This is a genomic window from Streptomyces pristinaespiralis, from assembly GCF_001278075.1.
Classification (GTDB): domain Bacteria; phylum Actinomycetota; class Actinomycetes; order Streptomycetales; family Streptomycetaceae; genus Streptomyces; species Streptomyces pristinaespiralis.
The window spans coordinates 3,677,173-3,704,163 of sequence record NZ_CP011340.1 but is presented as its reverse complement, the minus strand read 5'-3'; the positions used below and the strand labels follow the sequence as shown (position 1 = coordinate 3,704,163).

General features: G+C 71.3%; 30 protein-coding genes. 20 read left to right on the top strand and 10 right to left on the bottom strand.

What is annotated here, in order from left to right:
* The first annotated feature begins 29 nt into the window (after positions 1-29).
* From SPRI_RS15455 to SPRI_RS37145, 10 genes are all read left to right on the top strand, one after another.
* Positions 30-1,064 (top strand): daunorubicin resistance protein DrrA family ABC transporter ATP-binding protein, encoded by a 1,035-nt coding sequence (locus tag SPRI_RS15455; protein WP_005313460.1) that lies wholly within the window; start codon positions 30-32, stop codon positions 1,062-1,064.
* A complete protein-coding gene (locus tag SPRI_RS15450; protein WP_005313457.1) occupies positions 1,061-1,870 on the top strand; it encodes an ABC transporter permease in 810 nt (269 codons plus the stop codon). The genes SPRI_RS15455 and SPRI_RS15450 overlap by 4 nt, the downstream gene beginning before the upstream one ends.
* Positions 1,871-2,001: 131 nt before the next feature.
* A complete protein-coding gene (locus SPRI_RS15445; RefSeq protein WP_005313454.1) occupies positions 2,002-2,763 on the top strand; it encodes a sensor domain-containing protein in 762 nt (253 codons plus the stop codon).
* A gap of 72 nt (positions 2,764-2,835) precedes the next feature.
* On the top strand, positions 2,836-4,683 hold the full coding sequence (gene glmS / locus SPRI_RS15440) for a glutamine--fructose-6-phosphate transaminase (isomerizing) (RefSeq protein WP_005313451.1): 1,848 nt from the start codon (positions 2,836-2,838) through the stop codon (positions 4,681-4,683).
* 7 nt (positions 4,684-4,690) lie between these two features.
* Positions 4,691-5,059: a holo-ACP synthase gene (locus SPRI_RS15435; RefSeq protein WP_005313448.1), complete on the top strand. Its 369-nt coding sequence runs from the start codon at positions 4,691-4,693 to the stop codon at positions 5,057-5,059.
* A gap of 877 nt (positions 5,060-5,936) precedes the next feature.
* Positions 5,937-7,379, top strand: coding sequence for a bifunctional ADP-dependent NAD(P)H-hydrate dehydratase/NAD(P)H-hydrate epimerase (locus tag SPRI_RS15430; protein WP_053557747.1), 1,443 nt, complete (start codon positions 5,937-5,939; stop codon positions 7,377-7,379).
* Positions 7,380-7,492: 113 nt separating this feature from the next.
* The gene (gene alr / locus SPRI_RS15425) at positions 7,493-8,683 is read left to right on the top strand and encodes an alanine racemase (RefSeq protein WP_078951254.1); all 1,191 of its coding nucleotides are present in this window, start codon (positions 7,493-7,495) and stop codon (positions 8,681-8,683) included.
* A 12-nt stretch (positions 8,684-8,695) separates the two neighbouring features.
* On the top strand, positions 8,696-9,946 hold the full coding sequence (locus tag SPRI_RS15420) for an alpha/beta fold hydrolase (RefSeq protein ID WP_005313443.1): 1,251 nt from the start codon (positions 8,696-8,698) through the stop codon (positions 9,944-9,946).
* Positions 9,918-10,442, top strand: a complete 525-nt coding sequence (gene tsaE / locus SPRI_RS15415) for a tRNA (adenosine(37)-N6)-threonylcarbamoyltransferase complex ATPase subunit type 1 TsaE (RefSeq protein ID WP_005313440.1) — start codon at positions 9,918-9,920, stop codon at positions 10,440-10,442. The genes SPRI_RS15420 and tsaE overlap by 29 nt, the downstream gene beginning before the upstream one ends.
* 155 nt (positions 10,443-10,597) lie before the next feature.
* Positions 10,598-10,795 carry a hypothetical protein gene (locus SPRI_RS37145; RefSeq protein WP_005313437.1) on the top strand — a complete coding sequence of 66 codons (198 nt, stop codon included), beginning with the start codon at positions 10,598-10,600 and terminating at the stop codon, positions 10,793-10,795.
* A gap of 117 nt (positions 10,796-10,912) precedes the next feature.
* On the opposite strand, the gene SPRI_RS15410 is transcribed toward SPRI_RS37145, so the two are convergent.
* Positions 10,913-11,452: a L,D-transpeptidase gene (locus SPRI_RS15410; RefSeq protein WP_005313435.1), complete on the bottom strand. Its 540-nt coding sequence runs from the start codon at positions 11,450-11,452 to the stop codon at positions 10,913-10,915.
* Positions 11,453-11,595: 143 nt separating this feature from the next.
* On the opposite strand from SPRI_RS15410, the gene tsaB reads away from it, so the two are divergent.
* From tsaB to SPRI_RS15375, 7 genes are all read left to right on the top strand, one after another.
* Positions 11,596-12,249 carry a tRNA (adenosine(37)-N6)-threonylcarbamoyltransferase complex dimerization subunit type 1 TsaB gene (tsaB, locus tag SPRI_RS15405; RefSeq protein WP_005313433.1) on the top strand — a complete coding sequence of 218 codons (654 nt, stop codon included), beginning with the start codon at positions 11,596-11,598 and terminating at the stop codon, positions 12,247-12,249.
* A 20-nt stretch (positions 12,250-12,269) separates the two neighbouring features.
* Positions 12,270-12,734, top strand: a complete 465-nt coding sequence (rimI, locus tag SPRI_RS15400; RefSeq protein ID WP_182327980.1) for a ribosomal protein S18-alanine N-acetyltransferase — start codon at positions 12,270-12,272, stop codon at positions 12,732-12,734.
* Positions 12,727-13,821, top strand: coding sequence for a tRNA (adenosine(37)-N6)-threonylcarbamoyltransferase complex transferase subunit TsaD (gene tsaD / locus SPRI_RS15395; protein ID WP_037773984.1), 1,095 nt, complete (start codon positions 12,727-12,729; stop codon positions 13,819-13,821). Before rimI ends, tsaD begins: the two co-directional genes overlap by 8 nt.
* Entirely contained in the window at positions 13,818-14,075 is a 258-nt protein-coding gene (locus tag SPRI_RS15390; RefSeq protein WP_005313425.1) for a hypothetical protein, read from the top strand. Before tsaD ends, SPRI_RS15390 begins: the two co-directional genes overlap by 4 nt.
* A gap of 106 nt (positions 14,076-14,181) precedes the next feature.
* On the top strand, positions 14,182-14,538 hold the full coding sequence (locus SPRI_RS15385; RefSeq protein WP_005313422.1) for a YciI family protein: 357 nt from the start codon (positions 14,182-14,184) through the stop codon (positions 14,536-14,538).
* A 50-nt stretch (positions 14,539-14,588) separates the two neighbouring features.
* The gene (locus tag SPRI_RS15380; protein ID WP_005313419.1) at positions 14,589-15,836 is read left to right on the top strand and encodes an RNA polymerase sigma factor; all 1,248 of its coding nucleotides are present in this window, start codon (positions 14,589-14,591) and stop codon (positions 15,834-15,836) included.
* 9 nt (positions 15,837-15,845) lie between these two features.
* Complete coding sequence (locus tag SPRI_RS15375; RefSeq protein ID WP_005313417.1) at positions 15,846-16,499, top strand: hypothetical protein; 654 nt, start codon at positions 15,846-15,848, stop codon at positions 16,497-16,499.
* 30 nt (positions 16,500-16,529) lie between these two features.
* Here SPRI_RS15375 and SPRI_RS15370 read toward each other — a convergent pair whose 3' ends face one another.
* From SPRI_RS15370 to SPRI_RS15335, 8 genes are all read right to left on the bottom strand, one after another.
* Positions 16,530-17,189, bottom strand: coding sequence for a hypothetical protein (locus tag SPRI_RS15370; RefSeq protein ID WP_005313415.1), 660 nt, complete (start codon positions 17,187-17,189; stop codon positions 16,530-16,532).
* Entirely contained in the window at positions 17,173-17,835 is a 663-nt protein-coding gene (locus SPRI_RS15365; RefSeq protein WP_005313412.1) for a contact-dependent growth inhibition system immunity protein, read from the bottom strand. Before SPRI_RS15365 ends, SPRI_RS15370 begins: the two co-directional genes overlap by 17 nt.
* Before the next feature lie 11 nt (positions 17,836-17,846).
* Positions 17,847-18,146 (bottom strand): RNase A-like domain-containing protein, encoded by a 300-nt coding sequence (locus SPRI_RS15360; RefSeq protein ID WP_005313410.1) that lies wholly within the window; start codon positions 18,144-18,146, stop codon positions 17,847-17,849.
* 12 nt (positions 18,147-18,158) lie between these two features.
* A complete protein-coding gene (locus SPRI_RS15355) occupies positions 18,159-18,866 on the bottom strand; it encodes a hypothetical protein (RefSeq protein ID WP_005313408.1) in 708 nt (235 codons plus the stop codon).
* 3 nt (positions 18,867-18,869) lie between these two features.
* Complete coding sequence (locus SPRI_RS15350) at positions 18,870-20,795, bottom strand: RNase A-like domain-containing protein (protein ID WP_158685163.1); 1,926 nt, start codon at positions 20,793-20,795, stop codon at positions 18,870-18,872.
* Positions 20,796-20,842: 47 nt separating this feature from the next.
* Positions 20,843-21,142, bottom strand: coding sequence for a WXG100 family type VII secretion target (locus SPRI_RS15345; protein WP_037773978.1), 300 nt, complete (start codon positions 21,140-21,142; stop codon positions 20,843-20,845).
* A 28-nt stretch (positions 21,143-21,170) separates the two neighbouring features.
* A complete protein-coding gene (locus tag SPRI_RS15340) occupies positions 21,171-21,560 on the bottom strand; it encodes a WXG100 family type VII secretion target (RefSeq protein ID WP_005313399.1) in 390 nt (129 codons plus the stop codon).
* Positions 21,561-21,656: 96 nt separating this feature from the next.
* Positions 21,657-22,835, bottom strand: coding sequence for a class I SAM-dependent methyltransferase (locus SPRI_RS15335; RefSeq protein ID WP_037773976.1), 1,179 nt, complete (start codon positions 22,833-22,835; stop codon positions 21,657-21,659).
* A 90-nt stretch (positions 22,836-22,925) separates the two neighbouring features.
* Here SPRI_RS15335 and SPRI_RS15330 point away from each other — a divergent pair, with 90 nt between their 5' ends.
* The 3 genes from SPRI_RS15330 (at position 22,926) to groL (ending at position 26,194) form a co-directional block, all read left to right on the top strand.
* Positions 22,926-23,888 carry a polysaccharide deacetylase family protein gene (locus tag SPRI_RS15330; RefSeq protein ID WP_037773974.1) on the top strand — a complete coding sequence of 321 codons (963 nt, stop codon included), beginning with the start codon at positions 22,926-22,928 and terminating at the stop codon, positions 23,886-23,888.
* A 254-nt stretch (positions 23,889-24,142) separates the two neighbouring features.
* Positions 24,143-24,451: a co-chaperone GroES gene (groES, locus tag SPRI_RS15325; protein WP_005313390.1), complete on the top strand. Its 309-nt coding sequence runs from the start codon at positions 24,143-24,145 to the stop codon at positions 24,449-24,451.
* Between the two features lie 114 nt (positions 24,452-24,565).
* A complete protein-coding gene (gene groL / locus SPRI_RS15320) occupies positions 24,566-26,194 on the top strand; it encodes a chaperonin GroEL (protein ID WP_005313388.1) in 1,629 nt (542 codons plus the stop codon).
* A 68-nt stretch (positions 26,195-26,262) separates the two neighbouring features.
* Here groL and SPRI_RS15315 read toward each other — a convergent pair whose 3' ends face one another.
* Positions 26,263-26,955: an ester cyclase gene (locus SPRI_RS15315; protein WP_037773972.1), complete on the bottom strand. Its 693-nt coding sequence runs from the start codon at positions 26,953-26,955 to the stop codon at positions 26,263-26,265.
* Between the last annotated feature and the right edge of the window lie 36 nt (positions 26,956-26,991).

Below are 26,991 nucleotides of genomic sequence, written 5' to 3'. Positions count from 1 at the left end.
GCGACGTCCGCGGACCCGGAGGTTGTCTCATGAGCTATGCCATCCAGGCGGAAGGACTGATCAAGCGTTTCAAGGAGACCGAAGCGCTGGCAGGCGTCGACCTGACGGCCCGCACCGGCTCTGTGCTGGGCCTGCTGGGACCGAACGGGGCGGGGAAGACGACTGCCGTACGGATCTTCGCCACACTGCTGACCCCCGACGGCGGCCGGGCGACGGTGGCCGGCCACGACGTCGTCCGTGAGGCCGGCAAGGTGCGCTCCCTCATAGGCCTCACCGGGCAGTACGCGGCGGTGGACGAGAACCTCACCGGCACGGAGAATCTGCTGCTCATCGGCCGTCTCCTCGGCCTGCCGAGACGGGAGTCCAAGGCGCGGGCCGGCGAACTGCTGGACCGCTTCCAGCTCAGCGACGCGGCGGGACGGGCGGTGAAGACGTTCTCCGGCGGCATGCGGCGCAGGCTGGACCTCGCGGCGAGCCTGGTCGGCCGCCCGAGCATCCTGTTCCTGGACGAGCCGACGACGGGCCTGGATCCGCACAGCCGCGGGGAGCTGTGGGACATGCTGCGGGCCCTGGTCGCGGACGGCGCGACCGCGCTGCTGACCACCCAGTATCTGAACGAGGCGGACCAGCTCGCGGACGACATCGTGGTCGTCGACAAGGGCCGGGTCATCGCCGAGGGCACGCCGGACGCGCTGAAGTCCGAAGTCGGGGGCCAGGTGCTCCAGGTGAGACCGGTGGCCCCGCAGGACCTGGCGCGGACCCGCGCCCTGGTTGCGGAGACGGCCGGTTCGCAGACGCAGACCGAGGGCGAGTCGGTCACCGTGCCGGTCAACGACGCCGAGCTGATGCCGGCGGTCGTGCGCAGGCTGGACCGCGAGGGGATAGCGGTGGGCGAGCTGACGCTGCGGCGTTCGTCCCTGGACGAGGTGTTCCTGGCGCTGACCGGGCACCGGGCCGAGCCCGCGCAGGACTCCGGCCGGCCGGACGAGTCCGCCCGCGAGGCGGAGGAGGCCCGCCACGCGGTCGACGGGACGGAGAGGGAGAAGGCGGTGAGTTCGACATGACCGCGACGACGATGCCGCTCACGCCGGGCCGGTCGGGCAGGGTGAAACCGCTCGACGGGATCAGGCAGACGTTCACGATGGCCTGGCGCAGTCTCGTGGCGGTCAAGCACAATCCGCTGGAGCTGGTCGACTACAGCATCACGCCGATCATGTTCGTCTTCCTGTTCACCTATGTGCTGGGCGGGCAGATGGCCGGCTCCCCGGACGCGTATCTGAAGTACGCGCTGCCCGGGATCATCGTGCAGAACACCCTCTTCATGACCATGTACACGGCCATGGCGTTGAACACCGACCTCACCAAGGGCGTCTTCGACCGGCTGCGCAGCCTGCCCATAGCGCGCTCCGCCCCGCTGGTCGGCCGCATCACCGCGGACCTCACGAAGCACGTGTGGGCCATGCTGCTGATGATCGGTCTCGGGCTGCTCCTCGGCTTCCGGGTGACCGGCGGCCTGGGCGGATTCCTGCTCGGCGCGCTGTTGCTGGTGGTGTTCGCAGCTGCCGTGTCGTGGACCGCCGTGCTCATCGGGATGCTCGCGGGTGACGCGGAGAAGGTGCAGGCGTTCGGCTTCACCCTCATCTTCCCGATCACGTTCACCAGCAGCGCCTTTGTACTGGTGGACACGATGCCGGGCTGGCTGCAGGCCTTCAGCGACGTCAATCCGGTGACGCACCTGTCCGACGCGTTCCGCGGCCTGCTGCTCGGCGGTCCCGTGGCCGAGCCGGTCCTGTGGTCGCTGGTGTGGGCGGCCGGCATCACCCTGGTCTTCTGTCCGCTGGCGATGAGGGCGTACCGGGCGAAGCTGTGAGGCGAGGGCGGCCGGACCGCGGTGTCGGCGGGGCGCGTTATCGTACGGCTCACCAGCAGCGATTCGGGGCACGACAGGCGTGAGCCGTCACCCCGGGAGGGGTCGCTGCGATCACGCAAGGAAAACGCGCCATGCGAAGCACCGCTGTACGCCGTACTGCTCTGGCCGCCGCCGCGGCCTCACTGGTTCTCCTGGTCACCGCCTGCGGTGGCGAGGGTTCCGACGGGGGGACGAAGGAGAAGGGCAACGGCAAGGACTCCGCTGCCGCGGAGCCCGCGGCCAAGGCTCTGACCGCGGCCGAACTGGAGAAGATCGCGCTCGCCGAGGGCGACGTCAAGGCCCACAAGATCGTGAAGGTCGGGCCGCAGGACGACATCGCCGCCAAGGACGTCAAGACGGAGAAGCCCGAGTGCGAGCCGCTCGCCCGGGCACTCGCCGGCACGCCCATGGGCGCGCCGGTCGCCACGGTGAAGCGGCGGGCCACCGCGGAGCCCGACGTGAAGGAAGCCGGCAAGGACGGCGCGATAGAAGGCGCCTTCGACATCACGACGTCGCTGGTCGCGCTCTCGTCGTACGAGGGCCAGGGGGCCGCTGACGCCTTCGCGGCGGTCAAGTCCGCGGGGACGGCCTGCGCCGGCGGCTTCACCATGACGATGGCCGGCACGGAGCAGAAGATCGTCAAGATGACCGAGGCCGAGGTCTCGGGCGGCGACGAGGCCGTGGCGTGGACGATGACCGCCGAGCAGGACGGCGAGAAGCTGCCGTTCAACGTGGCCGTCGTGCGCAAGGGCGGCACCTTCGTGTCGTTCTCCTCGTTCAACCTGATGGCTCCCGAGGGTGACCTGCCGCTGCCCACCGCCGTCATCGACGCCCAGGCGGCCAAGCTCGGCTGACCCGGGCCCCGGCCGGCCACCCGCCCGCCGACGTGACCTGCCCGCACCGGCCCGGAACCGTAGGCTGCCGACATGTGCGGAATCGTGGGTTACGTCGGCGGACAGTCGGCGCTCGATGTGGTCATCGCCGGACTGAAGCGGCTCGAGTACCGCGGCTACGACTCGGCCGGAGTCGCGGTACTCGCCGACGGGGGGCTCGCGGCGGCGAAGAAGGCGGGCAAGCTCGTCAATCTGGAGAAGGAGCTGGCGGACCGGCCGCTGCCGAGCGGCTCCACGGGCATCGGCCATACACGCTGGGCCACGCACGGCGGCCCCACCGACGCCAACGCGCACCCTCACCTGGACAACGCGGGCCGCGTGGCCGTCGTGCACAACGGCATCATCGAGAACTTCGCCGCCCTGCGCGCCGAGCTCGCCGAGCGCGGGCACGGTCTGGAGTCGGAGACCGACACCGAGGTCGTCTCGCACCTGCTGGCGGAGTCGTTCTCGTCCTGCGGTGACCTCGCAGAGGCGATGCGTATGGTGTGCCGCCGGCTGCAGGGCGCGTTCACGCTGGTGGCGGTGCACGCCGACGAGCCGGACGTGGTGGTCGGCGCCCGGCGCAACTCCCCGCTGGTGGTGGGAGTCGGTGACGGCGAGTCCTTTCTGGCGTCGGACGTGGCCGCGTTCATCGCCCACACCCGGTCGGCGATCGAGCTCGGCCAGGACCAGGTGGTCGAGCTCCGCCGGGACGCCGTGACGGTCACCGGTTTCGACGGGGAACCCGCGGAGGTGCGGGCCTACCACGTGGACTGGGACGCCTCCGCCGCCGAGAAGGGCGGCTACGACTACTTCATGCTCAAGGAGATCGCCGAGCAGCCCAAGGCGGTCGCCGACACACTCCTCGGCCGGGTGGACGAGTCGGGGTCGCTGACCCTCGACGAGGTGCGCATCCCGCAGTCCGTGCTGCGCGAGGCGGACAAGGTCGTCATCGTCGCCTGCGGGACCGCCTTCCACGCCGGGCTGATCGCCAAGTACGCCATCGAGCACTGGACCCGTATCCCCTGCGAGGTCGAGCTGGCGAGCGAGTTCCGCTACCGGGACCCGATCCTGGACCAGCGGACGCTGGTCGTCGCCATCTCGCAGTCGGGCGAGACCATGGACACCCTGATGGCGCTGCGGCACGCCCGTGAACAGGGCGCCAGGGTGCTGGCCATCTGCAACACCAACGGGTCGACGATCCCCCGCGAGTCGGACGCCGTGCTCTACACCCACGCCGGGCCGGAGGTGGCGGTCGCCTCCACCAAGGCGTTCCTGACCCAGCTGGTGGCCTGCTACCTGGTCGCCCTCTACCTGGGGCAGGTGCGCGGCACCAAGTGGGGCGACGAGATCAGGGCCGTCGTCCGCGACCTGGCGCAGATCTCCGGACAGGTCGAGCGGGTGCTGGAGACGATGGAGCCGGTGCGGGAGCTGGCGCGCTCCCTGGCCGGCAAGAACACGGTGCTCTTCCTCGGGCGCCATGTGGGGTATCCCGTGGCGCTGGAAGGCGCGTTGAAGCTCAAGGAGCTCGCCTACATGCACGCGGAGGGGTTCGCCGCGGGTGAGCTCAAACACGGGCCGATCGCGCTGATCGAGAAGGATCTGCCCGTCGTGGTCGTCGTGCCGTCGCCCCGCGGGCGCTCGGTGCTGCATGACAAGATCGTGTCCAACATTCAGGAGATCCGGGCCCGCGGCGCCCGGACCATCGTGATCGCGGAGGAGGGCGACGAGGCGGTCGTGCCCTACGCCGACCACCTGGTCCGGATCCCGGCGACGCCGACGCTGCTCCAGCCGATGGTCGCCGCGGTGCCGCTGCAGGTCTTCGCCTGCGAACTGGCCACGGCTCGTGGCAACGAGGTGGACCAGCCGCGGAACCTGGCCAAGTCCGTGACGGTGGAATGAGTGTCGAATGATCATCGGGGTGGGGATCGACGTGGCGGAGGTCGAACGTTTCGCCGCGTCCATGAAGCGGACGCCGGGCATGGCGGAGCGGCTCTTCCTGGAGCGGGAGTTGCTGCTGCCGAGCGGTGAGCGCAGGGGTTACGCCTCCCTCGCGGCGCGGTTCGCCGCGAAGGAGGCGCTCGCGAAGGCACTGGGCGCGCCGGCCGGCCTGCTGTGGACGGACGCGGAGGTGTACGTGGAGGACTCGGGCCGGCCGCTGCTCCGCGTCCACGGCACGGTCGCCGCCCGCGCGGCCGAACTGGGCGTACGTTCCTGGCACGTGTCGCTCAGCCACGACGCGGGAATCGCCTCGGCGGTCGTGATCGCGGAGGGCTGAGGAGCCGTGCCGGGCCACCTTGGTCCGGGCGGCCCGGCGGGGCCGCCCTTGGTCCGGGCGGCTCTGCGCGGCCCGGTGAGGTGTCCCCCGGGGCCGGTGGCCGGGCCTGGCGTGGTGGGCCACGCATCCTGCCTGGCGTTCGACACGGCGGTCGTACTCCGGCCCGGCGCCCGGCCTGGCTGGCCGCAATTCGGGCTTGGCTTCGGCGTCGCAGGGCCGCGCTTGGGCCCGGGCGGCCCGGCGTGGTGGCGGCACTCGGCGCGGCGGGGTGTCGCCCGGGGCCGGTGGCCCGGCCTGGCGTGGTGGGCCACGCATCCTGCCCGGCGTTCGACACGGCGGTCGTACTCTGGCCCGGCGCCCGGCCTGGCTGGCCGCAATTCGGGCCTGGCGTCGGCGTCGCAGGGCCGCGCTTGGGCCCGGGCGGCCCGGCGTGGTGGCGGCACTCGGCGCGGCGAGGTGTCCCCCGGCCGGTGGCCCGGCCTGGCGTGGTGGGCCACGCATCCTGCCCGGCGTTCGACACGGCGGTCGTACTCCGACCCGGCGCCCGGCGTGGCAGGCCGCGATTCGGGCTTGGCTTCGGCGTCGCAGGGCCGCACTTGGGCCCGGGCGGCACTCGGCGCGACGGGGCCCGGCAGGCGGCCCGGGGCCGGCGGCCCGGCCTGGTGCCGGCACTCGGCGCGGTGCGGCCCGGCGGGGCCGCTCGCGGTCGGGCGGCTCTGCGCGGCCCGGCGAGGCGGCCCCGGGCCCGGTGCCCGGACGCGGCGGCCCGTGAGTCGGCCGGGTGGCACGGCGTGGCGGGCGTAACTCCGGTCGCGGGTGGAGGACTTGCGTCGTGGTGGTCGCGCGCGGGGGCGGGGGCTGCGGCAGACTCGGGGGCATGCGTACTGCGTATAGCGTGGAGACCGTGAGGCACGCCGAGGCTCAGCTCATGGCGCGGCTACCGGAGGGGGCGCTCATGCAGCGGGCCGCCGCCGGACTGGCCGCGGCCTGCGCAGGGCTGCTCGGGCGGGTGTACGGGGCCCGGGTCGTACTGCTCGTGGGCAGCGGCGACAACGGCGGTGACGCCCTGTACGCCGGGGCCCGGCTGGCGCGCCGCGGCGCCGGTGTCGTCGCCGTGCCGCTCGCCCGCGGCCGCGTCCACGAGGGTGGGCTCGCGGCGCTGCTCGCCGCCGGCGGGCGGGTCGCCGACGACCCGTTCGAGGCGCTCGCGTCGGCCGATCTGGTGCTGGACGGGATCACCGGCATCGGAGGACGTGGCGGACTGCGGGAGGACGCCGTGCCCGTGGCGCGGGCGGCCCGCGGTTCCGACGCCGTGATCGTGGCGGTCGATCTGCCCAGCGGCGTCGACGCCGACACGGGCCGGGTCCAGGGCGAGGCGCTCCGCGCGGACGCGACCGTCACGTTCGGGACGTACAAGCCGGGGCTGCTCGTCGACCCGGCCAAGGAGTACGCGGGCACCGTGCGGCTCGTCGGCATCGGGCTCGAGGAGCACCTGCCCTCCGTGCCCGTGCTGGAGGCACTCCAACACGCGGATCTGGCCCGGATGTTGCCGGTGCCGGCCGCGGAGAGCGACAAGTACCGGCGCGGCGTCGTCGGCGTCGTCGCCGGGTCCGCGCGCTATCCGGGGGCGGCCGTGCTCTCGATCGCCGGCGCGCTGCGCGGCGGCGCGGGGGCCGTGCGGTACGTCGGCCCGGCGGCCGACGCCGTGATCGCCCGCCACCCCGAGTGCCTGGTGCACGCCGGGCCCCCCGGGAAGGCGGGCAGGGTTCAGGCCTGGGTCGTCGGCCCGGGGCTCGGCGACAACCCCGGTGCGGTGGAGGAGGTGCTGGACTCGGACGTCCCGGTCCTCGTCGACGCGGACGGTCTGCGCCTGCTGGACCCCGCGGCCGTCCGTGACCGGGCGGCGCCGACCCTGCTGACCCCGCACGCCGGGGAGGCGGCGGCGCTGCTGGGCGTGGGCCGTGAGGAGGTGGAGGCCTCGAGGCTCGGTTCCGTGCGGGAACTGGCCGCGCGGTTCGGGGCCACGGTCCTCCTCAAGGGCTCCACGACCCTGGTCGCCGCGCCCGACGGGGAGAAGTCACCGGTGCGGGTCAACCCGATGGGCTCCTCGTGGCTTGCCACGGCCGGCAGCGGCGATGTGCTCTCGGGCCTGGCCGGTTCCCTGCTGGCCGCTGGTCTCGGCGCGCGCGACGCGGGTTCGGCGGCCGCCTATCTGCACGGTCTGGCGGCCCGTCACGCGGCGGCGGACGGCACGCCGATCACGGCGCTCGAAGTCGCCGAGGCGCTCCCGGCCGCGTGGCGGGACGTGAGCGCCGCCTGACGGGGCGCGGCGCCCGCCCGAGGCCCGCGCCGGCCGGGCCGGTGCACGGTGAGTGACGCACGCGACCGCCTGCCGTACGGATCCGGCCGTACGGCTCTGAGACACTGGGCGCGATGAGTCACACAGCACCGAGCAGCCGTTCCGCACCACTGCGCGCACGGGCCGAGATCGACCTGGCGGCCCTGCGCGCCAATGTGCGTGCCCTGCGCGCCCGCGCGCCGCGCGCCGCGCTGATGGCCGTCGTGAAGTCCGACGCGTACGGCCACGGCATGGTGCCGTGCGCCCGCGCGGCGCTGGCGGCCGGCGCGACCTGGCTCGGTACGGCCACGCCCCACGAGGCGCTCGCCCTGCGCGCGGCCGGTGTCGAGAGCCGCGTGATGTGCTGGCTGTGGACGCCCGGCGGCCCCTGGCGCGAGGGCATCGAGGCGGACCTGGACATGTCCCTGAGCGGCATGTGGGCGCTGGAGGAGGTCACCGCGGCGGCGAAGGCGGCCGGCCGCCCCGCCCGTGTCCAGCTCAAGGCCGACACCGGTCTGGGCCGTAACGGGTGCCAGCCCGCCGACTGGCCCGAGCTGGTCGCCGCCGCGCGCACGGCGGAGGACGACGGGCTCGTCCGGGTGACCGGTCTGTGGTCCCACTTCGCCTGCGCCGACGAGCCCGGCCACCCCTCGATCGCCGCCCAACTTGCCGTGTTCCGCGACATGGTGGACCACGCGGAGAAGGCCGGCATCGATCCCGAGGTGCGGCACATGGCCAATTCCCCGGCGACGCTCACGGTCCCGGAGTCGCACTTCGACCTCGTACGCACCGGCATCGCGATGTACGGGATCTCGCCCGCGCCGGAACTGGGCACACCGGCCGACTTCGGGCTGCGGCCGGTGATGACGCTCGCCGCGTCCGTCGCCCTGGTCAAGCACGTTCCCGCCGGTCACGGCGTCAGCTACGGCCACCACTACGTCACGGACGACGAGACCACGCTCGGTCTGATCCCCGTGGGCTACGCGGACGGCATCCCCCGGCACGCCTCCGGCAAGGGGCCGGTCCTGGTCGCGGGCGAGTGGCGGCGGGTGGCCGGACGGGTCGCGATGGACCAGTTCGTCGTCGATCTCGGCGGCACGACCGTCCCGGAGGGCACGGAGGCGATCCTGTTCGGTCCGGGCGACCGGGGCGAGCCGACCGCCGAGGACTGGGCACAGGCCGCGGACACCATCGCGTACGAGATCGTCACGCGGATCGGTACCAGGGTCCCGCGCGTCCATCTGAACGAAGAGCCAGAGGCACACGCCCACGACTCCCACGACTAGGAGAGCGGCACGGTGAGCGAGACCGGTACGGGGGACGCGGCCGAGGCCGTGGTCGAAGCCGCGGCGGCCGCCGCGGCTTCGGACAGCTGGCGTCGCGCGGGCTTCGCCGGAGCGGCGATAGGCGTGGTCGCCGCGGGCGCCGCGGCCGGTGTCGCGCTGGAGCGGCTGACCGTCGGCCGCGGGATGCGCAGGAAGGCACGGCTCGCGCTCGACGCGTCGGGTCCGTACGGCGCCCTGCGCGGCACACCGGGGAAGGCCCTCGCCGACGACGGCACCGCCCTCTACTACGAAGTGGACGAGGTGGACCCGGAGGCCGCCGCACCGCGCCGCCGCAGGCTCTTCGGGCGCAAGGCGCCGGCCCCGGTCACCGTCGTCTTCAGTCACGGCTACTGCCTCAGCCAGGACTCGTGGCACTTCCAGCGCGCCGCGCTGCGCGGTCTGGTGCGTACCGTCCACTGGGACCAGCGCAGCCACGGCCGGTCGGGCCGGGGCGCGGCGCAGGCCGGGCCGGGCGGCCTGCCGGTGACGATCGACCAGCTCGGCCGGGACCTGAAGGCGGTCATCGACGCGGCGGCCCCCCAGGGGCCGCTGGTACTGGTCGGCCACTCCATGGGCGGCATGACGATGATGGCGCTCGCGGCCCATGCCCCGGAGCTGGTGCGGGAGCGGGTGGTGGCGGCGGCCTTCGTCGGCACGTCGTCCGGGAAGCTGGGCGAGGTCAGCTACGGGCTGCCGGTGGCCGGGGTGAACGCGGTACGGCGGGTCCTGCCGGGCGTGCTGCGTGCGCTGGGCTCGCAGGCCGAACTGGTCGAGCGAGGACGCAGGGCCACGGCCGACCTGTTCGCCGGGCTCGTCAAGCGGTACTCGTTCTCCTCGAAGGACGTCGACCCCGCCGTCGCCCGGTTCGCGGAACGGATGATCGAGTCGACGCCCATCGACGTGGTCGCCGAGTTCTATCCGGCCTTCGCCGAGCACGACAAGGCCGAGGCGCTCGCCGTCTTCCAGGGGATCCCGGTGCTCGTCCTCGCGGGTGACAAGGATCTGGTCACGCCGAGCACGCACAGCGAGGCGATCGCGGACCTGCTGCGGGAGAGCGAGCCGGCGGCCGAGCTGGTCATCGTGCCGGACGCGGGCCACCTGGTGATGCTGGAGCATCCGGAGGCCGTCACGGACCGCCTCGCGGACCTTCTGGTGCGGGCCGGAGCGGTGCCGGCAGCGGCTACCGTTGGTCGGTATGGAAGCACCGCACAGCCCGGCGGCTGAGACCGCCGCCGCCGCTCGGGCCCGACTGACGGTCGACTCACCCGAGGAGATGCAGAACCTGGGCCGCAGCCTCGCCAAGCTGCTGCGCCCCGGTGACCTCGTGATGCTCACGGGCGAGCTCGGCGCCGGCAAGACGACGCTGACCCGCGGCCTCGGGGAGGGCCTCGGCGTCCGGGGCGCTGTCACGTCCCCGACGTTCGTCATCGCCCGTGTCCACCCGCCGCTGACGGGCGGTCCGGCGCTGGTCCACGTCGACGCGTACCGCCTGGGCGGCGGCCTCGACGAGATGGAGGACCTCGACCTCGACGTCTCGCTGCCCGAGTCGGTGGTGGTCGTGGAATGGGGCGACGGCAAGGTCGAGGACCTGTCGGAGGACCGGCTGCACGTGATCATCGACCGGGTGGTGGGACCCACGGAGGACGACCGCCGTGTGGTGACCCTGGTCGGTCACGGCGCCCGCTGGGCGGACACGGACCTGGCCGCGACGGCCGCGTAGGACGCCCCGGTTCCCGGGCGGCCGGCTTTGGACATCCGTGTGTTCCGACAAGACGTCGGGAAAATGTTGCGCCCACGACGCACCGCGTGATGACATGGTACCGAGCCCTGGTTAGGTCTACCTAACTTGCTGCCCCCGGAGCCCAGGAGGCGTCCATGCCGGCATCGGAGCGCGAAGCCCAGTCACGTCAGCAGCCGTCCAGGCCCGCACCGGCGAAACCGCTGCCGTCGGCCGTGTCGATGCGGGACCTGCTGGCGTCCTGCGCGGCGGCCAGCGCCGTGTCGACCCCACCCCGCGAGAACGAGACGCGCCGTCCCACGCGCCACCCCGAGACCCACCGGGACGCCGCCTGATCCGTACGGGTCCCGCGCGGGTGAGTCGCACGGGCTCGTACGCCATCACCCGTTCGGGTGATGGCGTACGCATGCGTGCCAGGGCCCGCGGGCCCTGGCACGATCCGAACGAGAGCCCTAGGGGACGACGACGACCTTCGAGCCGATCGTCGCGAACACCCACAGCGCGTCGCCGTCGGCGCGCTTCATCCGCACGCCGCCCGTCTTCTTCGTCGGGTCGGGACTGGCCATCGAGCCGTCGACCGCCGCGCTGAAGCCGACGGACACACCGCCCTCGTTCGCGAACCGCACCACATGCTCGACCGGCACGCCGTCGGAGCCGGACACGCTGCCCGACCGCGAAGTGACCGTGTAGGAGCCGGGCTTCGGGCTGACGGTGGAGGGCATGACCTCGAAGGTCCGCCCGGCCCTGCCGTTCGCGTCCACGAGCCACACCCGTCGGTCGCCGAGCGCGTACACGACACGCATCCCGGTGCCGGAGCCGGCCGGCACCGCCAGCGGATCCTTCGGCTTCTGGGACGCCGCGGCGCCGGGAGTCGTGGCGGAAGGGGAGGCGCTCGGCGGCTTCGGAGCGGCGAGATCATCGGGGACGTCCGCCGCCGCCTGATAGGCGAGGAAACCGACGACGGCCAGCGCGGCCGCCGTGAGCCCGGCCACGAATCCCGAGCTGCTCCGTGCCACCCTGCCCACCTCTTGGATGCGTGTGTTTCCCGAATACCTGTGCTCGGGGTGACGGTAGCACCGTGGCTCCGTTCGACGGGGCCGCCATGGCTCCCTCGCCGGAGCCGTAGGCTGTTTGCGTGCTCTTGCTCGCCATGGATACCGCCACGCCCGCCGTCACCGCCGCCCTCCACGACGGCTCCTCCGTCCTCGCCGAGTCCAGCAGTGTGGACGCGCGCCGTCACGGGGAACTGCTCCTGCCCGCCGTCGACCGGGTGCTCGCGGACGCCGGGGTGAAGCTCGACGCCGTCACCGGCATCGTCGTCGGCGTCGGCCCCGGGCCGTACACGGGACTGCGGGTCGGCCTGGTCACGGCCGCGACGTTCGCCTCCGCGCTCGGCGTACCGGTGCACGGGGTGTGCACGCTGGACGGCCTCGCCTACGCGGCCGGTCTCACCACGCCCTTCGTGGTGGCGACCGACGCCCGGCGCAAGGAGGTCTACTGGGCGCGGTACGAGAACGCCCGCACCCGTGCGACCGACGCGGCCGTCGACCGCCCCGCCGACATCGCCGGCCAGGTCGCCCGACTGCCCGCCGTCGGCGCGGGCGCGCTGCTGTACCCGGAGACGTTCCCGGACACCCGCGGCCCCGAGCACGTGAGCGCCGCGGCGCTCGCCGCGCTGGCGGCCGAGAAGCTGCGGGCGGGCGAGGAGTTCCTGCCGCTCCAGCCGCTGTACCTGCGCCGCCCCGACGCCCAGGTCCCGAAGAACTACAAGGTGGTCACCCCCAAGTGAGCGTCACCACCTTGCGTGAGATGCGCTGGTGGGACCTGCAGCCGGTGCTGGAGCTCGAACACGAGCTGTTCCCCGAGGACGCCTGGTCGCCCGGCATGTTCTGGTCGGAACTCGCGCACTCCCGGGGCCCGCAGGCCACCCGCCGCTACGTGGTGGCCGAGGACGACGACGGCCGGATCGTCGGCTACGCGGGCCTGGCCGCCGCCGGCGGTCTCGGCGACGTACAGACCATCGCCGTCGACCGCGGCCAGTGGGGCACCGGCCTCGGCTCCCGGCTGCTGACCGACCTGCTCCAGCACGCCACCGCCTTCGAGTGCGACGAGGTGCTCCTCGAAGTGCGGGTGGACAACACAAGGGCACAGAAGCTGTACGAGCGCTTCGGCTTCGAGCCCATCGGATTCCGCCGCGGCTACTACCAGCCCGGCAACATCGACGCCCTCGTCATGCGACTGACCGTACAAGGAACAGAGACCTCTGATGGCTGACGAACCGCTCGTACTCGGTATCGAGACCTCCTGCGACGAGACCGGTGTCGGCATCGTCCGCGGCACGACCCTGCTGGCCGACGCGGTCGCCTCCAGCGTCGACGCGCACGCCCGGTTCGGCGGCGTCGTGCCCGAGATCGCCTCGCGCGCCCACCTGGAGGCGATGGTCCCGACCATCGAGCGCGCGCTGAAGGAGGCGGGCGTCAGCGCCCGCGACCTGGACGGCATCGCGGTGACGGCGGGGCCCGGCCTCGCCGGCGCGCTGCTGGTCGGCGTCTCCGCGGCGAAGTCGTACGCCTACGCCCTGGGCAAGCCGCTGTACGGGGTGAACCACCTCGCCTCGCACATCTGCGTCGACCAGCTCGAACACGGCCCGCTGCCCGAGCCGACGATGGCGCTGCTCGTCTCCGGCGGCCACTCCTCGCTGCTCCTCGCGCCCGACATCACCGCCGACGTACGGCCCATGGGCGCGACGATCGACGACGCCGCCGGCGAGGCCTTCGACAAGATCGCACGCGTGCTGGACCTGGGCTTCCCCGGCGGTCCGGTGATCGACCGGCTCGCCAAGGAGGGCGACCCGGCGGCGATCGCCTTCCCGCGCGGCCTGAGCGGGGCCAAGGACCCGGCGTACGACTTCTCCTTCTCCGGCCTGAAGACGGCCGTGGCGCGCTGGATCGAGGCGAAGCGGGCCGCGGGCGAGGAGGTGCCGGTGCGGGACGTGGCGGCCTCCTTCCAAGAGGCGGTCGTCGACGTTCTCACGCGAAAGGCGGTTCGCGCCTGCAAGGACCAGGGCGTGGACCACCTCATGATCGGCGGCGGCGTGGCCGCCAACTCGCGGCTGAGGGCCCTCGCCGAGGAGCGCTGCGAGCGGGCCGGCATCCGGCTGCGCGTCCCGCGGCCCAAGCTGTGCACGGACAACGGCGCGATGGTGGCCGCCCTGGGCGCGGAGATGGTGGCCCGCAACCGGCCCGCGTCCGACCTCGACCTGTCCGCCGACTCCTCGCTGCCCGTGACGGAGCCGCACGTGCCGGGCAACCACGGGCACGACCACGTGCACGAGGTCAGCAAGGACAACCTCTACTCATGACCGTCGTGGCGATGATGTGGGAGGCCCGCGCCGCCGAGGGCCGGGGCGCGGAGCTGCTGGAGTGGGCACGCGCGCAGGAACTCGCGCGCGAGCCGCTGCGCCGGGAGACGCTGCGGGCGGGGCAGGACCGGGTCCTCGTCATCACCTGGTGGGCGACCGACGACCTGCGCGCCGACCTGCCGGAACTGGCCGAGCCGGCCGCCGACCTGATCACCCGCCCGGTGCACCGGTGGCGTTTCGAATCGCTCGGCTGAGATTTCTCGGAAAAACTTCGGCGAGTGTGTCGATCGGCGTCCTGCCCGTTCGACGCACGGGTGAGAGGCGGGGAACGGCCCCGTACTCACGAACCGAGGAGTCACCATGCCGCGCTTCCTGTCGATGATCCGCATCGAGGAGAACCAGATCCCCGAGGGCGAGTTCCCCGAGGGCTTCGACCAGCAGATGGGCGCCCTGTTGGAGGAGATGACCAAGGCGGGCGTCATGCTGGACACCGCCGGGCTCATGCCCACCTCCGACGGCACCCGCGTGAACTGGTCCGGCGGCACGATCTCCTACACCGACGGGCCCTTCACCGAGACCAAGGAGGTCGTCGGCGGCTACGCCATCGTCCAGTGCAAGGACAAGGCGGAAGCCCTCGAGTGGGCGAAGCGTTTCCTGGAGATCCACCCCGCGGAGTGGAACATCACCTGCGAGGTCCGCGAGATCCAGGAGGGCTGACCGCGGGCCGTGCTTGCCCGCCGTTCCCCGCGCTGCTCTGATGGGTGGCCGTGACGGCAGCAAGTGCAGTGGAAGCGGTCTACAGGATCGAGTCGGCGCGGATCATCGCCGGTGTCGCCCGCATCGTGCGGGACGTGGGCATCGCGGAGGAACTCGCGCAGGACGCTCTGGTCGCCGCGCTGGAGCAGTGGCCGGAGTCGGGCGTCCCGGACAGACCGGGAGCCTGGCTCATGGCCACCGCCAAGCATCGTGCGATCGATCTCGTACGCCGCAAGGAGACGTACGCCCGCAAGCTGGCCGAGGTGGGGCGGGCCGTCGAGGACGTGGCGCCGCCGGTCGAGCCGGCGGACCCCGAGGACATCGACGACGACCTGCTGCGGCTCATCTTCACCGCCTGCCATCCGGTGCTGTCCACCCAGGCCCGTATCGCGCTCACGCTCAAGCTCCTGGGCGGCCTGACGACGGAGGAGATCGCCCGCGCCTTCCTGACCGCGGAGCCGACCGTCGCCCAGCGCATCGTCCGCGCGAAGAGGTCACTGGCCAAGGCAGGCGTCCCCTTCGAGGTGCCGTACGGCGAGGACCGCGCCGCCCGGCTCGGATCCGTGCTCGAAGTCATCTACCTGATCTTCAACGAGGGGTACTCGGCCACCGCGGGTGACGACCTGGTCCGTCCGGCGCTGTGCGAGGACGCGCTGCGGCTGTCCCGGGTGCTGGCCGGGCTGATGTCCGGCGAACCCGAGGTGCACGGCCTGAACGCCCTCCTGGAGATCCAGGCCTCCCGGATCCCGGCGCGCACCGGCCCCGGCGGGGAACCCGTACTGCTCGCCGACCAGACCCGCACCAGGTGGAACCGGCTGCTCATCCGCCGGGGCGTCGAGGCGCTCCACCGGGCGGGCGGCGGCCCGTACGGCCCGTACGCGTTGCAGGCCGCGATCGCCGCCTGCCACGCGCAGGCGGTGCGCTACGAGGACACCGACTGGGCGATGATCGCCGCGCTCTACGCGCAGTTGGCGGCCGTAACCCCGTCCCCGGTCGTGGAACTGAACCGGGCGGTGGCCGTCTCGATGGCGGAAGGACCTGCCGCCGGACTCGAGTTGGCCGACGCGCTCGCCGACGAACCGGCCCTGAAGGACTACCACTTGCTGCCGAGCGTCCGGGGGGACCTGCTGGCCAGGCTCGGGCGCGCCGAAGAGGCACGGGCGGAGTTCGAACGGGCGGCTTCCCTCGCCCGTAACTCCCGTGAGAGGGAACTGCTGTTGGAGCGGGCGGCCCGCTCCGCGCCGGAGACCGGCCGGTAACCTCGTCGCATGCCCCGACCTGCGCTCCCGCCTCCGCCCCCGCCGCCCGGGATACGGGCATGGCCCGACCAGGAGGCCCTGCTGGCGGACCGGGCGAGGGCCATGGGGGAGCTCCTGCGTCTGAGCATCGGCCCGGTGCGGCTGCTGCTGTTGTGGCTGACGGCGGCCGGGTTCGCGATCGGGTGGACGATCTTCGGAGCGGCACTTCGGATGTTCGCCGAGGGGGTGGACATATTCAGCCCCCTCTTCGGGGTGATCGCCGGAGCCATCGGCCTGGGGTTCATGATCCCGACCGGACTGGTCATCGGCTTCGGCATCGCGAGCGACGCCGAGGTGCGTGGGCGACTGCGTTCCTGGAGCGCGTTGACCCGCGACCCGGCGGGCGACGGGCGCTACGGCGCACCGGGCCTGAGCCTGCTCTGGTTCCTGCCCTCGTTCCTGCTGTGCGCGTACGGCCTGTGGCTCTCCTTCACGGTCCCGGCCGGCGCCCGTCCGGGCGTGGACACACTGACCGGTGTCGCCCTGCTGATGGGCCTGGGGCTGATCCTCTGGATCACCGGCCTGATCGGCGTCGCCAAGGCGGTGAGCCACTACCGCTGGGCGCTCCGGCTGGTGGCCCGGCACCCGGCTCCGGCCGGGGAGCGGGGCGGCGCGCACCGCTGACCGGGCGGTCCGGGGGGCCTACGGGCCGCCTCAGCGGTGATGGCCGACCATATGGGCGTAGCCGAGGTCCACGACGAGGGCGAGGGCGGCGGGCGTCACGCTGGTGTCGAAGCCGAGGAAGTCTCTTCTGAAGTGCTCGCAGGCAGCACAGAGGGCGAGTGCCTCCGAAGCCTGCGCGACGAACGGCACGACCTCGCGGTCGCAGTAGGGATGTTCGCCGTCGATCCGGCCCTGGAACGCGCTCTCGAACGAGTCGTACTCTTCGTCGTACGCCCAAGTGTCGAGGTCGCGCAGCAGCGGGAACCGGGCTGCCGCCTCCCACTTGGCGAGCGGAACGTCACCGTGGCCCGTCGACCCCTGCCGGTCCGCGAGCCGCAGCAGCGCAGCGAGCCCGGTCATGAACCCGGACACCGTGTCATCGGTGGCGGAGGCGGCGGCCAGCCAGGTCTCTTGCGCGTCCTTCGGGCAACTCCGGAAGAAGTCCTCGTCGAAGGTCAGGGCCAGGTGGTCGAGCTGCGAGGCGAGCGGCTGCAGCGGATGCCGCCAGGTGGGGTCCCAGTGCTCGGTCCGCAGGACCCTGGCCATCCGCAGCACCTGCCACTCGAGTGGATCACCACCCCGTGCGGCGGCGAGGCCCACGAGCTGGAACAACGGACCGCTGGTGAAGGCCCCTTCAGGGTGCAACGGCATCGTCGGACCGTCCCCGCAGTCGTGCGGCGAGTTCGGTGAGCCAGGCGCCGGGGGTGTACGGCGCGGGCGGGTCGACCTCCATGCCGAGTTCGGTGACGGCGAGCGCGTGATCGGAGTCGTCGAGGGGGAGGGTGAGGAGGTCGTGGAGTTCGCCGGTGAGCTGGGCGACCAGGCCGCTGTCGGTGGTGTCCAGGTAGTCCTGGACCGCGGCGTCGTGGTCCTCGAACTCGTCGGGCATGTCCTGGGAGAACCAGCCGCCGAGGAACTGGGCGAGTTCGGGGAAGCGGGCGTGCCACTCCCAGCGGGTCCGCGGGGTGGCCGGGGGCGGTGCCTGGCCGGTCTCGACGCTTTCCTTGAGCCGGTCGGCCAACCGCACGAGCCATGCCTGGATCTCCGCGTCCGGCAGGCCGACGTCCGGTACGGGGTAGAACTCGCCGAGGCGCAGGCGGAGCCGGCCGGGCGGGTTGTCCGCGTAGGCGCGCAGCTGTTCCTCGGCGACGGGGATGGCCCAGGGGCGGGTGCGCCAGGTGTGGCGGAGGTAGGCGGTGAGGGGTTCGTCGTCGTCGGCCCTGTGGCCGACGTAGGCGCGGATGACGTGGTCGAGCTCGCCGTACTTGCGGTCGTGTTCGCGTGGCTTCAGGGACACGGGTGGGGCCTTCAGAGGTAGATCGGGAAGGTGGCGTGGACGGTGAAGCCGTGCGGAGTGCTCTCGTCCCGCTTGAGGATCACCCGGGCCGCGCGCACATCGACCGGGTCACGGCCGGCGAGCATCATCGCCTGGAGCAGGACGCGCCCGACCGGTTCGGGACGGGACGGCCAGGCGGCCTCGATGGTCAGCCTCTGCCGGGTCGACTGGGCGAGCCAGCGGTGGACGGCCTGCTCGTTGGCTGTGACGACCTGCTGGGTCGCCCACTGGGCGGTCTCCCGGTCGGGATAACTGGCGGATCGGGTTCGCATGCGTGAGGGTACCTATCGCTTTTCCCACACCGGCGGGTGGTGGGCCTTCATGTGGTCGATGCAGCTCTGCGCAAGCAAGGGGAGCAACTCCTCGAAATCCACAGCGCCCGATCCGCCTCCGTGTTCCTGCGCGAAGAACCGGTCGAGGGCGTCCTCATTCTGGAACAGGGCCAAGGCCTCGTAACACTCCGCCGCCGTGCCCGGCAGCTCCCATGGGCAACGTGGATGGATCTGGTCGATCCACATGGCGATGCCCTCTTCGATCGTCGACCCGCTCATCTCGTCCGAGATCGCCGAACCGTCCTGGCCGAAGTAGATGGACAGCTTCGGGATGAGACGCGGGAAGCGCAGAGCGAGTTCCCTGGTCGTCATCGCGGCCTCCCCCCTGGGCAGGGAGTTCCACTCCTCCACGTGTGCGGCGATCTCCCGCAGGACGTGCGGCGTGCGCTCTACGGGGTCGGCTGTGGGCATGTTCTTCGGCACCGGAGTGCCCTCCGACAGGGCCGAGGCGAAGAGGTCGGCGGCCGTCCGTAGTTCGGCGGAGACCTCATAGAGGTTGGCTCCACCACCATCGGCGGAGTACCGCATACCTCTGATCATCGGAGCCAGTGCGGGCTCCCAGCGGTCGACCTCGACCGGGAGTCTGTCGTGGAAGGGCGCCATGAGCTTCCTGGCGCTGGACAGCCTGAAGTACTCGTACGAGCGCTGTCGCTTCTCCATGGCTCAGTTCGCCTTCTCTCCCACGATCGGCATGGAGGTCATCACTACGAAGGGAGGATCGAGATCCTCGTTGTAGACGAGTTTGGACTTGACCCCGTAAGTGTCCTCGGCCTTGCTCGCAGGGAAGGGATCATCCCTCATGTGCTGGCGGTCGATGCTCCTGCCGGTCTCCCCGTACGGGGTGTTGTCCACCTTCAGCTCAAGGGGCGTCGGCTTCGCGGCGGACTTCTGGTCCTCGATCCAGGCCGTGATCTCCTCCGAGTGTTTGTCGATGTTGTACTGCGTGGCCCGCTGTGCCGAGTCGAGGTCCTTGAAGGTCGAGGCATTCGCGGGGAAGGGCTGACCGTGCGGCCAGGCCGGCGGAGGCTGGCCCTCCACGATCGGACGAGGGCCCTTCTTCAGGTCGTCGCGGAGTCGCTGGGCCAGTTGCTCGTCGGTCAGCCCGACGTGCCTGGTGGCCGTGTGGGAGTTCTCCAGCCACTCCGTCGAAGCGAGATCCACTTGGTAGATGCCGAGATCGGTGTGGCCGTCGCGCGTCCAGCGGTGGCGGGGCCTGAACTCGTCCAAGGCCCTGGCCCCGAATGCCCTGGCCCTGGCTGCTTCCGCCTCGAAGGTGGGGGCGCTCAGATAGGCCTCGTCGAGCTCGGCCATCAGCGCGCGCACCTTGCCGGCCGCTTCGTGGAACGCGGCGTGACACGCCTCCACGGCCGCATCCGCCCCGGTCTTGTCCATGTGGGAACGGAACGTCATCACGATCTCGCCGAAGGCAAGGGTGGCGGTGAGCCGGGTGAGCTCCATGAGATCCAGGTCGACGGTCAGATCCTTGACGGTCGCCTTGGCGGCCTCCGCTCCCAGCCGGCTCGTCGTCTCCCTGCACTTGTCCGCGGCGTCGGCGGCATCGTGGAAAGCCTTGTGGAGCTCGTCCCCGGTCTTCGCCAGGACTTCGATGATGGGCCGCCGGGCCGACGGTGAATCCTTCGGGTTCGTCTTCCAGTCCCGTGCCCCAGGGGTGTCCCTGGGCACTTCCTTGGCATCCGCGCCGCGGGTCCTGCCCCAGGCCGTCGTACCCCAGATGGTCTGGCAGAAGGAGTTCATGGCGGCCTGCCATTCGCTGTTGCCGCCGTCGGTGATGTAGGCGATACAGTCCGCGAATCCCTTCGCGTGCTCCTTCGCCGCTTTGCCCACCGCCTGCCAGGCGTCACCGATGGCGCGAAGCTCGTCGGTCTGGGCACCGGGCGTGATCTCCACGGTCTTACCGAGCCTCAGGCCGTGCTCGAACGCCTCCTTGAAGGTGTCGGCCAGCCAGTCCGGACCATTGCCGGCCCACGCCAGAATGGGACCGGAGTCGTCCCCGGTGCCCGTCCATCTGATGGAGGAGACGTCGTCGTAGGTCGTCTTTCCCGCGCAGACCGGCGGGCTCTGCAACGGCGGCATCTCGAGGGAGTGGCGTTTGTTCGCCTGCCGCGACGCCCAGTCCGCTCTCTGGTAGTTGTTCGCGGTCTCGGTGAGACCGATGACGACGCCCTCGATGCTCTGGAGCGCACGGGCCCAGACCTGGAGGAAACGCCTGGCGACATCCTTGTACGCGTCGGCGAAGGCATCCGCACCATGGCCCTTGCCCGCGACCTGGGTCTGGCTCCACCCGCCGACCGATCCGAGAAGTCCCGTCGCGGACTTGTGGAACTCGAACTGCTCGTTGCTGACGAGCCCGGACGCGTAATAGACGTGCCCCGGCCTGATGTCGAAGGTGCCGTTGGCGTTCGGAGGCTCGGTGGGCTTGAGCTCTTCGACGTTCTTCTTGCGTTCCCGTTCCGCCGAACCCGTGTCGTGACGTGAGATGTCGACGCCGTGCGGATCCTTCAACGAACCCGGCGACGGCTCAGGGGTGGGAGAGGCACCGCCCGAAGGCGGCGTCTTCGGTGACCCCATGTCCTCGTGGGTACCGGTGGGAGAGGGTGCAGGGGTGGGCGTGCCCATCAGGCGGCTCCCCAGCCACGCAGGACCGCGCGGTGGGCCTCCGCGTAGTTGGCGTGGCCGGTGGTGACGACCTCGTGGAGCCAGGCCTGGGCGGCCTGAAGGTCCGCCATCTGCTTGTCCCACTGGTCGAGTTCCTCGACGAAGGCGTCGCGGGCGTCGCCCTTCCAGGTGAGGACGACCTTCTCGGTGCGGGTGTAGAGATCTTCCAGACGCAGGTTGAGCTGCTTGAGGATGTCCTCGAGTTCGCCGGCGGCTTCGCGCAGTGTGCTGAAGCTGACGCCGATGTAGTCGTCGGCCATGTGTGGTGCCCCCGTGGAATGGTGAGTGTCAGACGTCGAGGATGCGGCTGGCCGGCGTGAGGGGGGCGGTGCCCTCGGAGAGCCTGGCCGCTTCGAGGGCGGCGTCGACACTGCTCCCGGCCTCGCGCATCCGGCGCAGGGTGTCCAGTTCCTGGTCGGTGAAGCCGTCCCGGCTCATCCGCATGGCTTCTTCGAGGACCTTGAGGATCTCCCGGATCCGCACGGCGTCCTCGGCCGCCCCCTGGTGCAGGGCGCGGTAACCCTTGGCCGCCTCGCCCTTCCAGCCGGCCTCGATCCGGTCGACGACCGCGTCCATCCGCCGGACCTGGTTGTCCAGGTGGCGCTGCATGTCGTCGAGGTCGCCGGCGAGTCTGGTCAGGTCGTCGTCGGAGACGTCAAGATGGGCCTTGTCGACCATGGTTCCCCCTCCACGCGGTCGATGCGCTTCCTCAGAACCGTAACAACGCCCTTTGCCAGCAAGGACATTGCAAAGGCCGTGCGAATGTGATGTCCGCTACACCGGTCGGCCGATCAGCATCGTCGGCGCCCCCGCCACCCGCGTCAGGAAGACCGTCGCCGCGTTCGGTCCCTGGGGCTTCACCTTGCGGCGGATCTCTTCCGGTTCGACCGCCGAGCCGCGCTTCTTCACGGTGAGGTTGCCGACCCCGCGCTCCCGGAGCAGCGCCTTCAACTTCTTCAGATTGAATAGCAGTTCGTCCGTGATCTCGTACGCCGTCGCGTACGGGGTCGGGTGCAGCTCGTCCGAGGTGATGTACGCGATCGTCTCGTCGATCAGGCCGCCCGACACGTCCTGTGCGACCTCCGCGACGAGGTGGGCGCGGATCGCGGCCCCGTCGGGTTCGTACAGGTAGCGGCCGACAGGCCGGGCCGGCGGGTTCGGCAGTCCGCGGCCGGTCAGGGTGTGCGGACCCGGGAGGAGGGTGGCGCGCACCGTGGAGGGGGCCGTGCCGAACCAGAGCACCGCCTCCTTGACGTCGCCGCCGTCCGAGATCCACTCCGCCTCGGCGTCCTCGGGGACCGCCTCGTGGGGGATGCCGGGAGCCACCTTCAGGGCTGCGAGGGGGCGGGTGCGAGCCGCGCCGACCGCCCAGGACAGAGGCGGTGAGTACGCCTCCGGGTCGAAGATGCGGCCCCGGCCGCCGCGCCGTGCCGGGTCGGCGAAGACCGCGTCGTACGGGGAGGTGTCGATGTCCGTGACGTCCGCGCAGCGGACCTCGACCAGACCGGACAGGCCCAGCGCTTCGGCGTTCGCACGTGCGACCTCCGCCGTGAGCGGGTCGCGGTCGACGGCCAGGACCGAGATGCCCGCCCGGGCCAGGGCGATCGCGTCGCCGCCGATGCCGCTGCACAGATCGGCGACGCCGCGTACCCCGAGCGCGGCGAATCGCGCGGCGCGGTGTTCCGCGACCGGGCGGCGGGTGGACTGCTCCACACCGTTCGGGGTGAAGAACATCCGCCGCGCGTCCTCCTCGCCGAACTTCGCCGCCGCCCGCTGCCGCAGCCGCGCCTGCCCCAGCGCGGCCGAGACCAGGGCCGCCGGGTGCTCGCGTCGCAGGCGGGTCGCGACGGCCAGTTCGCGGGCGGGGTCGTAGGAGGCCAGCGAGGCCAGCAGCGCTTCGCCCTCCTCGGTGCGCAGTGCGGTGAAGGCGGCGAGCGGATCGAGGTCGTTCACCGGCCCATTGTGGGCCAGGTGGGGGATGGTGCGCTCCTGGTGGCGGTGTCGGACCGGTGAGCGGGCGACGCGCTGACAGGATGCGTCGCCATGCAGCTAGTACGACAAAAAGGAAAATTGAGAGCGTATCGGGCCCGTGCGGCCCTTGTCTCGCTCGTTGTCGCCGCGCTCGGCTCCGGCTGTGCGGCCGAGGGGCCGCCGGAGGCCACCCGCTCCGCTCGCCCCGCCGCCGAGAAGGAGGCGCAGCGGGGGCCCGAGGCGCAGCAGCAGGACGCCCGGAAGGCCCGCGAGGCCGCCGGCGGCGGTCCGGCGCGCCGGGGAAAGGCCGCGCTCAGCCAGAAGGCCCGCGCCGCCGCCGCGAAGAAGTGGGGGCTGAAGCAGACACCGCTCGCGGCGCCCCCGCCGCCCGCGGTCAAGCCGCGGATCACCACCCGCAAGGGGTTCGAGGTGACGGGCGGCGAGGGGCTGCCGCCCGTGTTCACCACCGTCCCGACGAAGGAGAAGATCGTCTTCCTGACGATCGACGACGGCGCGGAGAAGGATCCCGAACTGCTGCGGATGATGTCCGACCTGCGGATCCCGTACAGCGCCTTCCTCAGCGACTACGTCATCAACGACAACTACGGCTACTTCGAGAAGATGCGGGACAGCGGGGTGGCGCTGCACAACCACACCCTCAACCACCCTTATCTGCCCGGCCTCTCGTACAGCCAGCAGAAGCGCGAGATCTGCGGCCAGCAGGACAAGCTGGAGAAGCGGTACGGGAGCCGGCCGCGGCTGATGCGCCCGCCGTACGGGAACTACAACAAGGACACCCTGCGCGTCGCCAAGAAATGCGGGATCAAGGCCGTGCCGCTGTGGGCCTCGGAGGCGTTTCCCGACCACATGGAGTGGCGCGAGTGGGACCGGGACCTGCACCCGGGCGACATCATCCTCACGCACTTCCGCGGTGAGGACGAGTGGGAGGGCAGCATGCCGGACATGATCCGGCGGGTGATGCAGACGGTCACGGAGAAGGGGTACGCCGTGGCCAAGCTGGAGGACTACGTCTGAGTCGGGGGGCCCGGCGGGCCGGCCCGGGACCGTGGCCGGGCGGCGCGCCGGAGTCCGGATCCGAACGCCACGCGGTCTCGCATTGGCACTCCGCTTGACCGAGTGCTAATCGCAGTCATAGTCTCGGCTCTGGCACTCACCAAGTGAGAGTGCCAACACAGCGACGGGCAGGTCCGGCACCCGCGACGACGGATCCACCTGGTCGCCACCTCAGATCAGTTAACCCCGTGATCTCCGAAGGGGGAGGTCGGATCGTGACGACCGCCAGCTCCAAGGTTGCCATCAAGCCGCTCGAGGACCGCATTGTGGTCCAGCCGCTCGACGCCGAGCAGACCACGGCCTCTGGCCTGGTCATTCCGGACACTGCCAAGGAGAAGCCCCAGGAGGGCGTCGTCCTGGCCGTGGGCCCGGGCCGCTTCGAGAACGGCGAGCGCCTGCCGCTCGACGTGAAGACCGGCGACATCGTGCTGTACAGCAAGTACGGCGGCACCGAAGTGAAGTACAGCGGCGAGGAGTACCTCGTCCTCTCGGCCCGCGACGTGCTCGCGATCGTCGAGAAGTAAGCACCGGCTTCACCTGCATTGCTTCGAGCTGCGCCCCTGGTCACCCCGCGGATTGCCGGGCGGCGAGGGGCGCAGTTCTTTGAACCGACTTTCCGAGAGGGCTGAACCGCTCCCATGGCGAAGATCCTGAAGTTCGACGAGGACGCCCGTCGCGCCCTCGAGCGCGGCGTCAACAAGCTTGCCGACACGGTCAAGGTGACGATCGGCCCCCGCGGCCGCAACGTCGTCATCGACAAGAAGTTCGGCGCTCCCACCATCACCAACGACGGCGTCACCATCGCCCGCGAGGTCGAGATCGAGGACCCGTACGAGAACCTGGGCGCCCAGCTGGTGAAGGAGGTGGCGACCAAGACCAACGACATCGCGGGTGACGGTACGACCACCGCCACCGTGCTGGCCCAGGCGCTGGTCCGCGAGGGTCTGCGCAACGTCGCCGCCGGCGCCTCCCCGGCCGCCCTGAAGAAGGGCATCGACGCCGCGGTCAAGGCCGTGTCCGAGGAGCTCCTCGCGACCGCCCGCCCGATCGAGGACAAGGCCGACATCGCCGCCGTGGCCGCGCTCTCCGCGCAGGACCAGCAGGTCGGCGAGCTCATCGCCGAGGCGATGGACAAGGTCGGCAAGGACGGTGTCATCACCGTCGAGGAGTCCAACACCTTCGGTCTGGAGCTCGACTTCACCGAGGGCATGGCCTTCGACAAGGGCTACCTGTCCCCGTACATGGTGACCGACCAGGAGCGTATGGAGGCCGTCCTCGACGACCCGTACATCCTGATCCACCAGGGCAAGATCACCTCCATCCAGGACATGCTGCCGCTGCTGGAGAAGGTCATCCAGGCGGGTGGCTCCAAGCCGCTGCTGATCATCGCCGAGGATGTCGAGGGCGAGGCGCTCTCCACCCTCGTCGTGAACAAGATCCGCGGCACCTTCAACGCGGTGGCCGTCAAGGCCCCCGGCTTCGGCGACCGCCGCAAGGCGATGCTCGGCGACATGGCCACCCTCACGGGCGCCACCGTCATCGCCGAAGAGGTCGGCCTCAAGCTCGACCAGGCCGGTCTGGACGTGCTGGGCACCGCCCGTCGCGTGACGATCACCAAGGACGACACCACGATCGTCGACGGTGGCGGCAAGAGCGAGGACGTCGCGGGCCGCGTCAACCAGATCAAGGCCGAGATCGAGTCCACCGACTCCGACTGGGACCGCGAGAAGCTCCAGGAGCGCCTCGCGAAGCTGGCCGGCGGCGTGTGCGTGATCAAGGTCGGCGCCGCCACCGAGGTGGAGCTGAAGGAGAAGAAGCACCGTCTCGAGGACGCCATCTCCGCGACCCGCGCCGCGGTCGAGGAGGGCATCGTCTCCGGTGGTGGCTCCGCGCTCGTCCACGCCGTGAAGGTGCTCGAGGGCAACCTGGGCAAGGAGGGCGACGAGGCCACCGGTGTCGCCGTCGTCCGCCGCGCCGCCGTCGAGCCGCTGCGCTGGATCGCCGAGAACGCCGGCCTCGAGGGCTACGTCATCACCGCCAAGGTGGCCGAGCTCGAGGCGGGTCAGGGCTTCAACGCCGCGACCGGCGAGTACGGCGACCTGGTCAAGGCCGGCGTCATCGACCCGGTCAAGGTCACGCGCTCCGCTCTGGAGAACGCGGCGTCCATCGCCTCCCTGCTGCTCACGACCGAGACCCTGGTCGTCGAGAAGCCGGCCGAGGACGAGGGCGACGCGGGTCACGGCCACGGCCACGGCCACAGCCACTGACGCGACAAGCGCCGAGAAGGCCCCCGTCCCCGCAGCGCGCGGGGCGGGGGCCTTCCCCGTGCACGGTCCTACACGGCGCCGATCTGACGCATCAGCCGCAGCATGTCGAAGTGCCACCAGCCTTCCTTGATCATCCCGTCCTCGAACCGGAAGATCGTCGTGCCGGTCATGGTGCACTGCTCACCCGTGGCCGGGATGCCCATGAACTCGCCCTTGTGCTTGCCGCTCATGGTCCACAGCGTCACGACGTCATCGCCTTCGGAGACCTGCCGGTCGAGCTCGAAGGTGAAGTCGAAGGCGCCGCGCCACATGGTGACATCACGGCGGATGACCTCGATGCCGGTCTCGGAGTCCTCCTCGTTGGCGACATCGTGGTCGGTGTAGTCGGTGGCGAACACCTCGTCTATGGCGTTCAGATTCCCGCCGGCCGCGATCTCGTGGAAGAAGCGGCGCGCGGTCGCCGCGTTCTGCTGTTCCTCGCGTACCACGTCGAGGTCGGTGAACGAGGGCATGCCGTCGCAGAGTGCCACCATCTCCTGGAACATCTTGTCCGTCTCCGGGAGATGCGAGTTCTTCATCGCCTCCTCGTACGAGGGGAACTCGACTATCTCGACGTAGTGGTTGCTGTCCGTGCGGTCCTTGCCCATGACGGCGTGGCCGACGGTCCGCTTGCCTTTGGTCTGCTCGACCCACTTGTCCAGGACCGCGTTCATGTCGTCGAACCTGGTGGTCTTGTAGTCGATGATCTGCATGAATTTCATGGCGTCTCCCGAGCCGTCGCGGCCCCCGATGGGATA

Coding starts and splice junctions, on each gene's coding strand:
- SPRI_RS15455 (WP_005313460.1), top strand. CDS start 30: ATGAGCTATGCCATCCAGGCGGAAGGACTGATCAAGCGTTTCAAGGAG.
- SPRI_RS15450 (WP_005313457.1), top strand. CDS start 1,061: ATGACCGCGACGACGATGCCGCTCACGCCGGGCCGGTCGGGCAGGGTG.
- SPRI_RS15445 (WP_005313454.1), top strand. CDS start 2,002: ATGCGAAGCACCGCTGTACGCCGTACTGCTCTGGCCGCCGCCGCGGCC.
- glmS (WP_005313451.1), top strand. CDS start 2,836: ATGTGCGGAATCGTGGGTTACGTCGGCGGACAGTCGGCGCTCGATGTG.
- SPRI_RS15435 (WP_005313448.1), top strand. CDS start 4,691: ATGATCATCGGGGTGGGGATCGACGTGGCGGAGGTCGAACGTTTCGCC.
- SPRI_RS15430 (WP_053557747.1), top strand. CDS start 5,937: ATGCGTACTGCGTATAGCGTGGAGACCGTGAGGCACGCCGAGGCTCAG.
- alr (WP_078951254.1), top strand. CDS start 7,493: ATGAGTCACACAGCACCGAGCAGCCGTTCCGCACCACTGCGCGCACGG.
- tsaE (WP_005313440.1), top strand. CDS start 9,918: ATGGAAGCACCGCACAGCCCGGCGGCTGAGACCGCCGCCGCCGCTCGG.
- SPRI_RS37145 (WP_005313437.1), top strand. CDS start 10,598: ATGCCGGCATCGGAGCGCGAAGCCCAGTCACGTCAGCAGCCGTCCAGG.
- rimI (WP_182327980.1), top strand. CDS start 12,270: ATGCGCTGGTGGGACCTGCAGCCGGTGCTGGAGCTCGAACACGAGCTG.
- tsaD (WP_037773984.1), top strand. CDS start 12,727: ATGGCTGACGAACCGCTCGTACTCGGTATCGAGACCTCCTGCGACGAG.
- SPRI_RS15390 (WP_005313425.1), top strand. CDS start 13,818: ATGACCGTCGTGGCGATGATGTGGGAGGCCCGCGCCGCCGAGGGCCGG.
- SPRI_RS15385 (WP_005313422.1), top strand. CDS start 14,182: ATGCCGCGCTTCCTGTCGATGATCCGCATCGAGGAGAACCAGATCCCC.
- SPRI_RS15375 (WP_005313417.1), top strand. CDS start 15,846: ATGCCCCGACCTGCGCTCCCGCCTCCGCCCCCGCCGCCCGGGATACGG.
- SPRI_RS15370 (WP_005313415.1), bottom strand. CDS start 17,189: ATGCCGTTGCACCCTGAAGGGGCCTTCACCAGCGGTCCGTTGTTCCAG.
- SPRI_RS15360 (WP_005313410.1), bottom strand. CDS start 18,146: ATGCGAACCCGATCCGCCAGTTATCCCGACCGGGAGACCGCCCAGTGG.
- SPRI_RS15355 (WP_005313408.1), bottom strand. CDS start 18,866: ATGGAGAAGCGACAGCGCTCGTACGAGTACTTCAGGCTGTCCAGCGCC.
- SPRI_RS15350 (WP_158685163.1), bottom strand. CDS start 20,795: ATGGGGTCACCGAAGACGCCGCCTTCGGGCGGTGCCTCTCCCACCCCT.
- SPRI_RS15345 (WP_037773978.1), bottom strand. CDS start 21,142: ATGGCCGACGACTACATCGGCGTCAGCTTCAGCACACTGCGCGAAGCC.
- SPRI_RS15340 (WP_005313399.1), bottom strand. CDS start 21,560: ATGGTCGACAAGGCCCATCTTGACGTCTCCGACGACGACCTGACCAGA.
- SPRI_RS15330 (WP_037773974.1), top strand. CDS start 22,926: ATGCAGCTAGTACGACAAAAAGGAAAATTGAGAGCGTATCGGGCCCGT.
- groL (WP_005313388.1), top strand. CDS start 24,566: ATGGCGAAGATCCTGAAGTTCGACGAGGACGCCCGTCGCGCCCTCGAG.
- SPRI_RS15315 (WP_037773972.1), bottom strand. CDS start 26,955: ATGAAATTCATGCAGATCATCGACTACAAGACCACCAGGTTCGACGAC.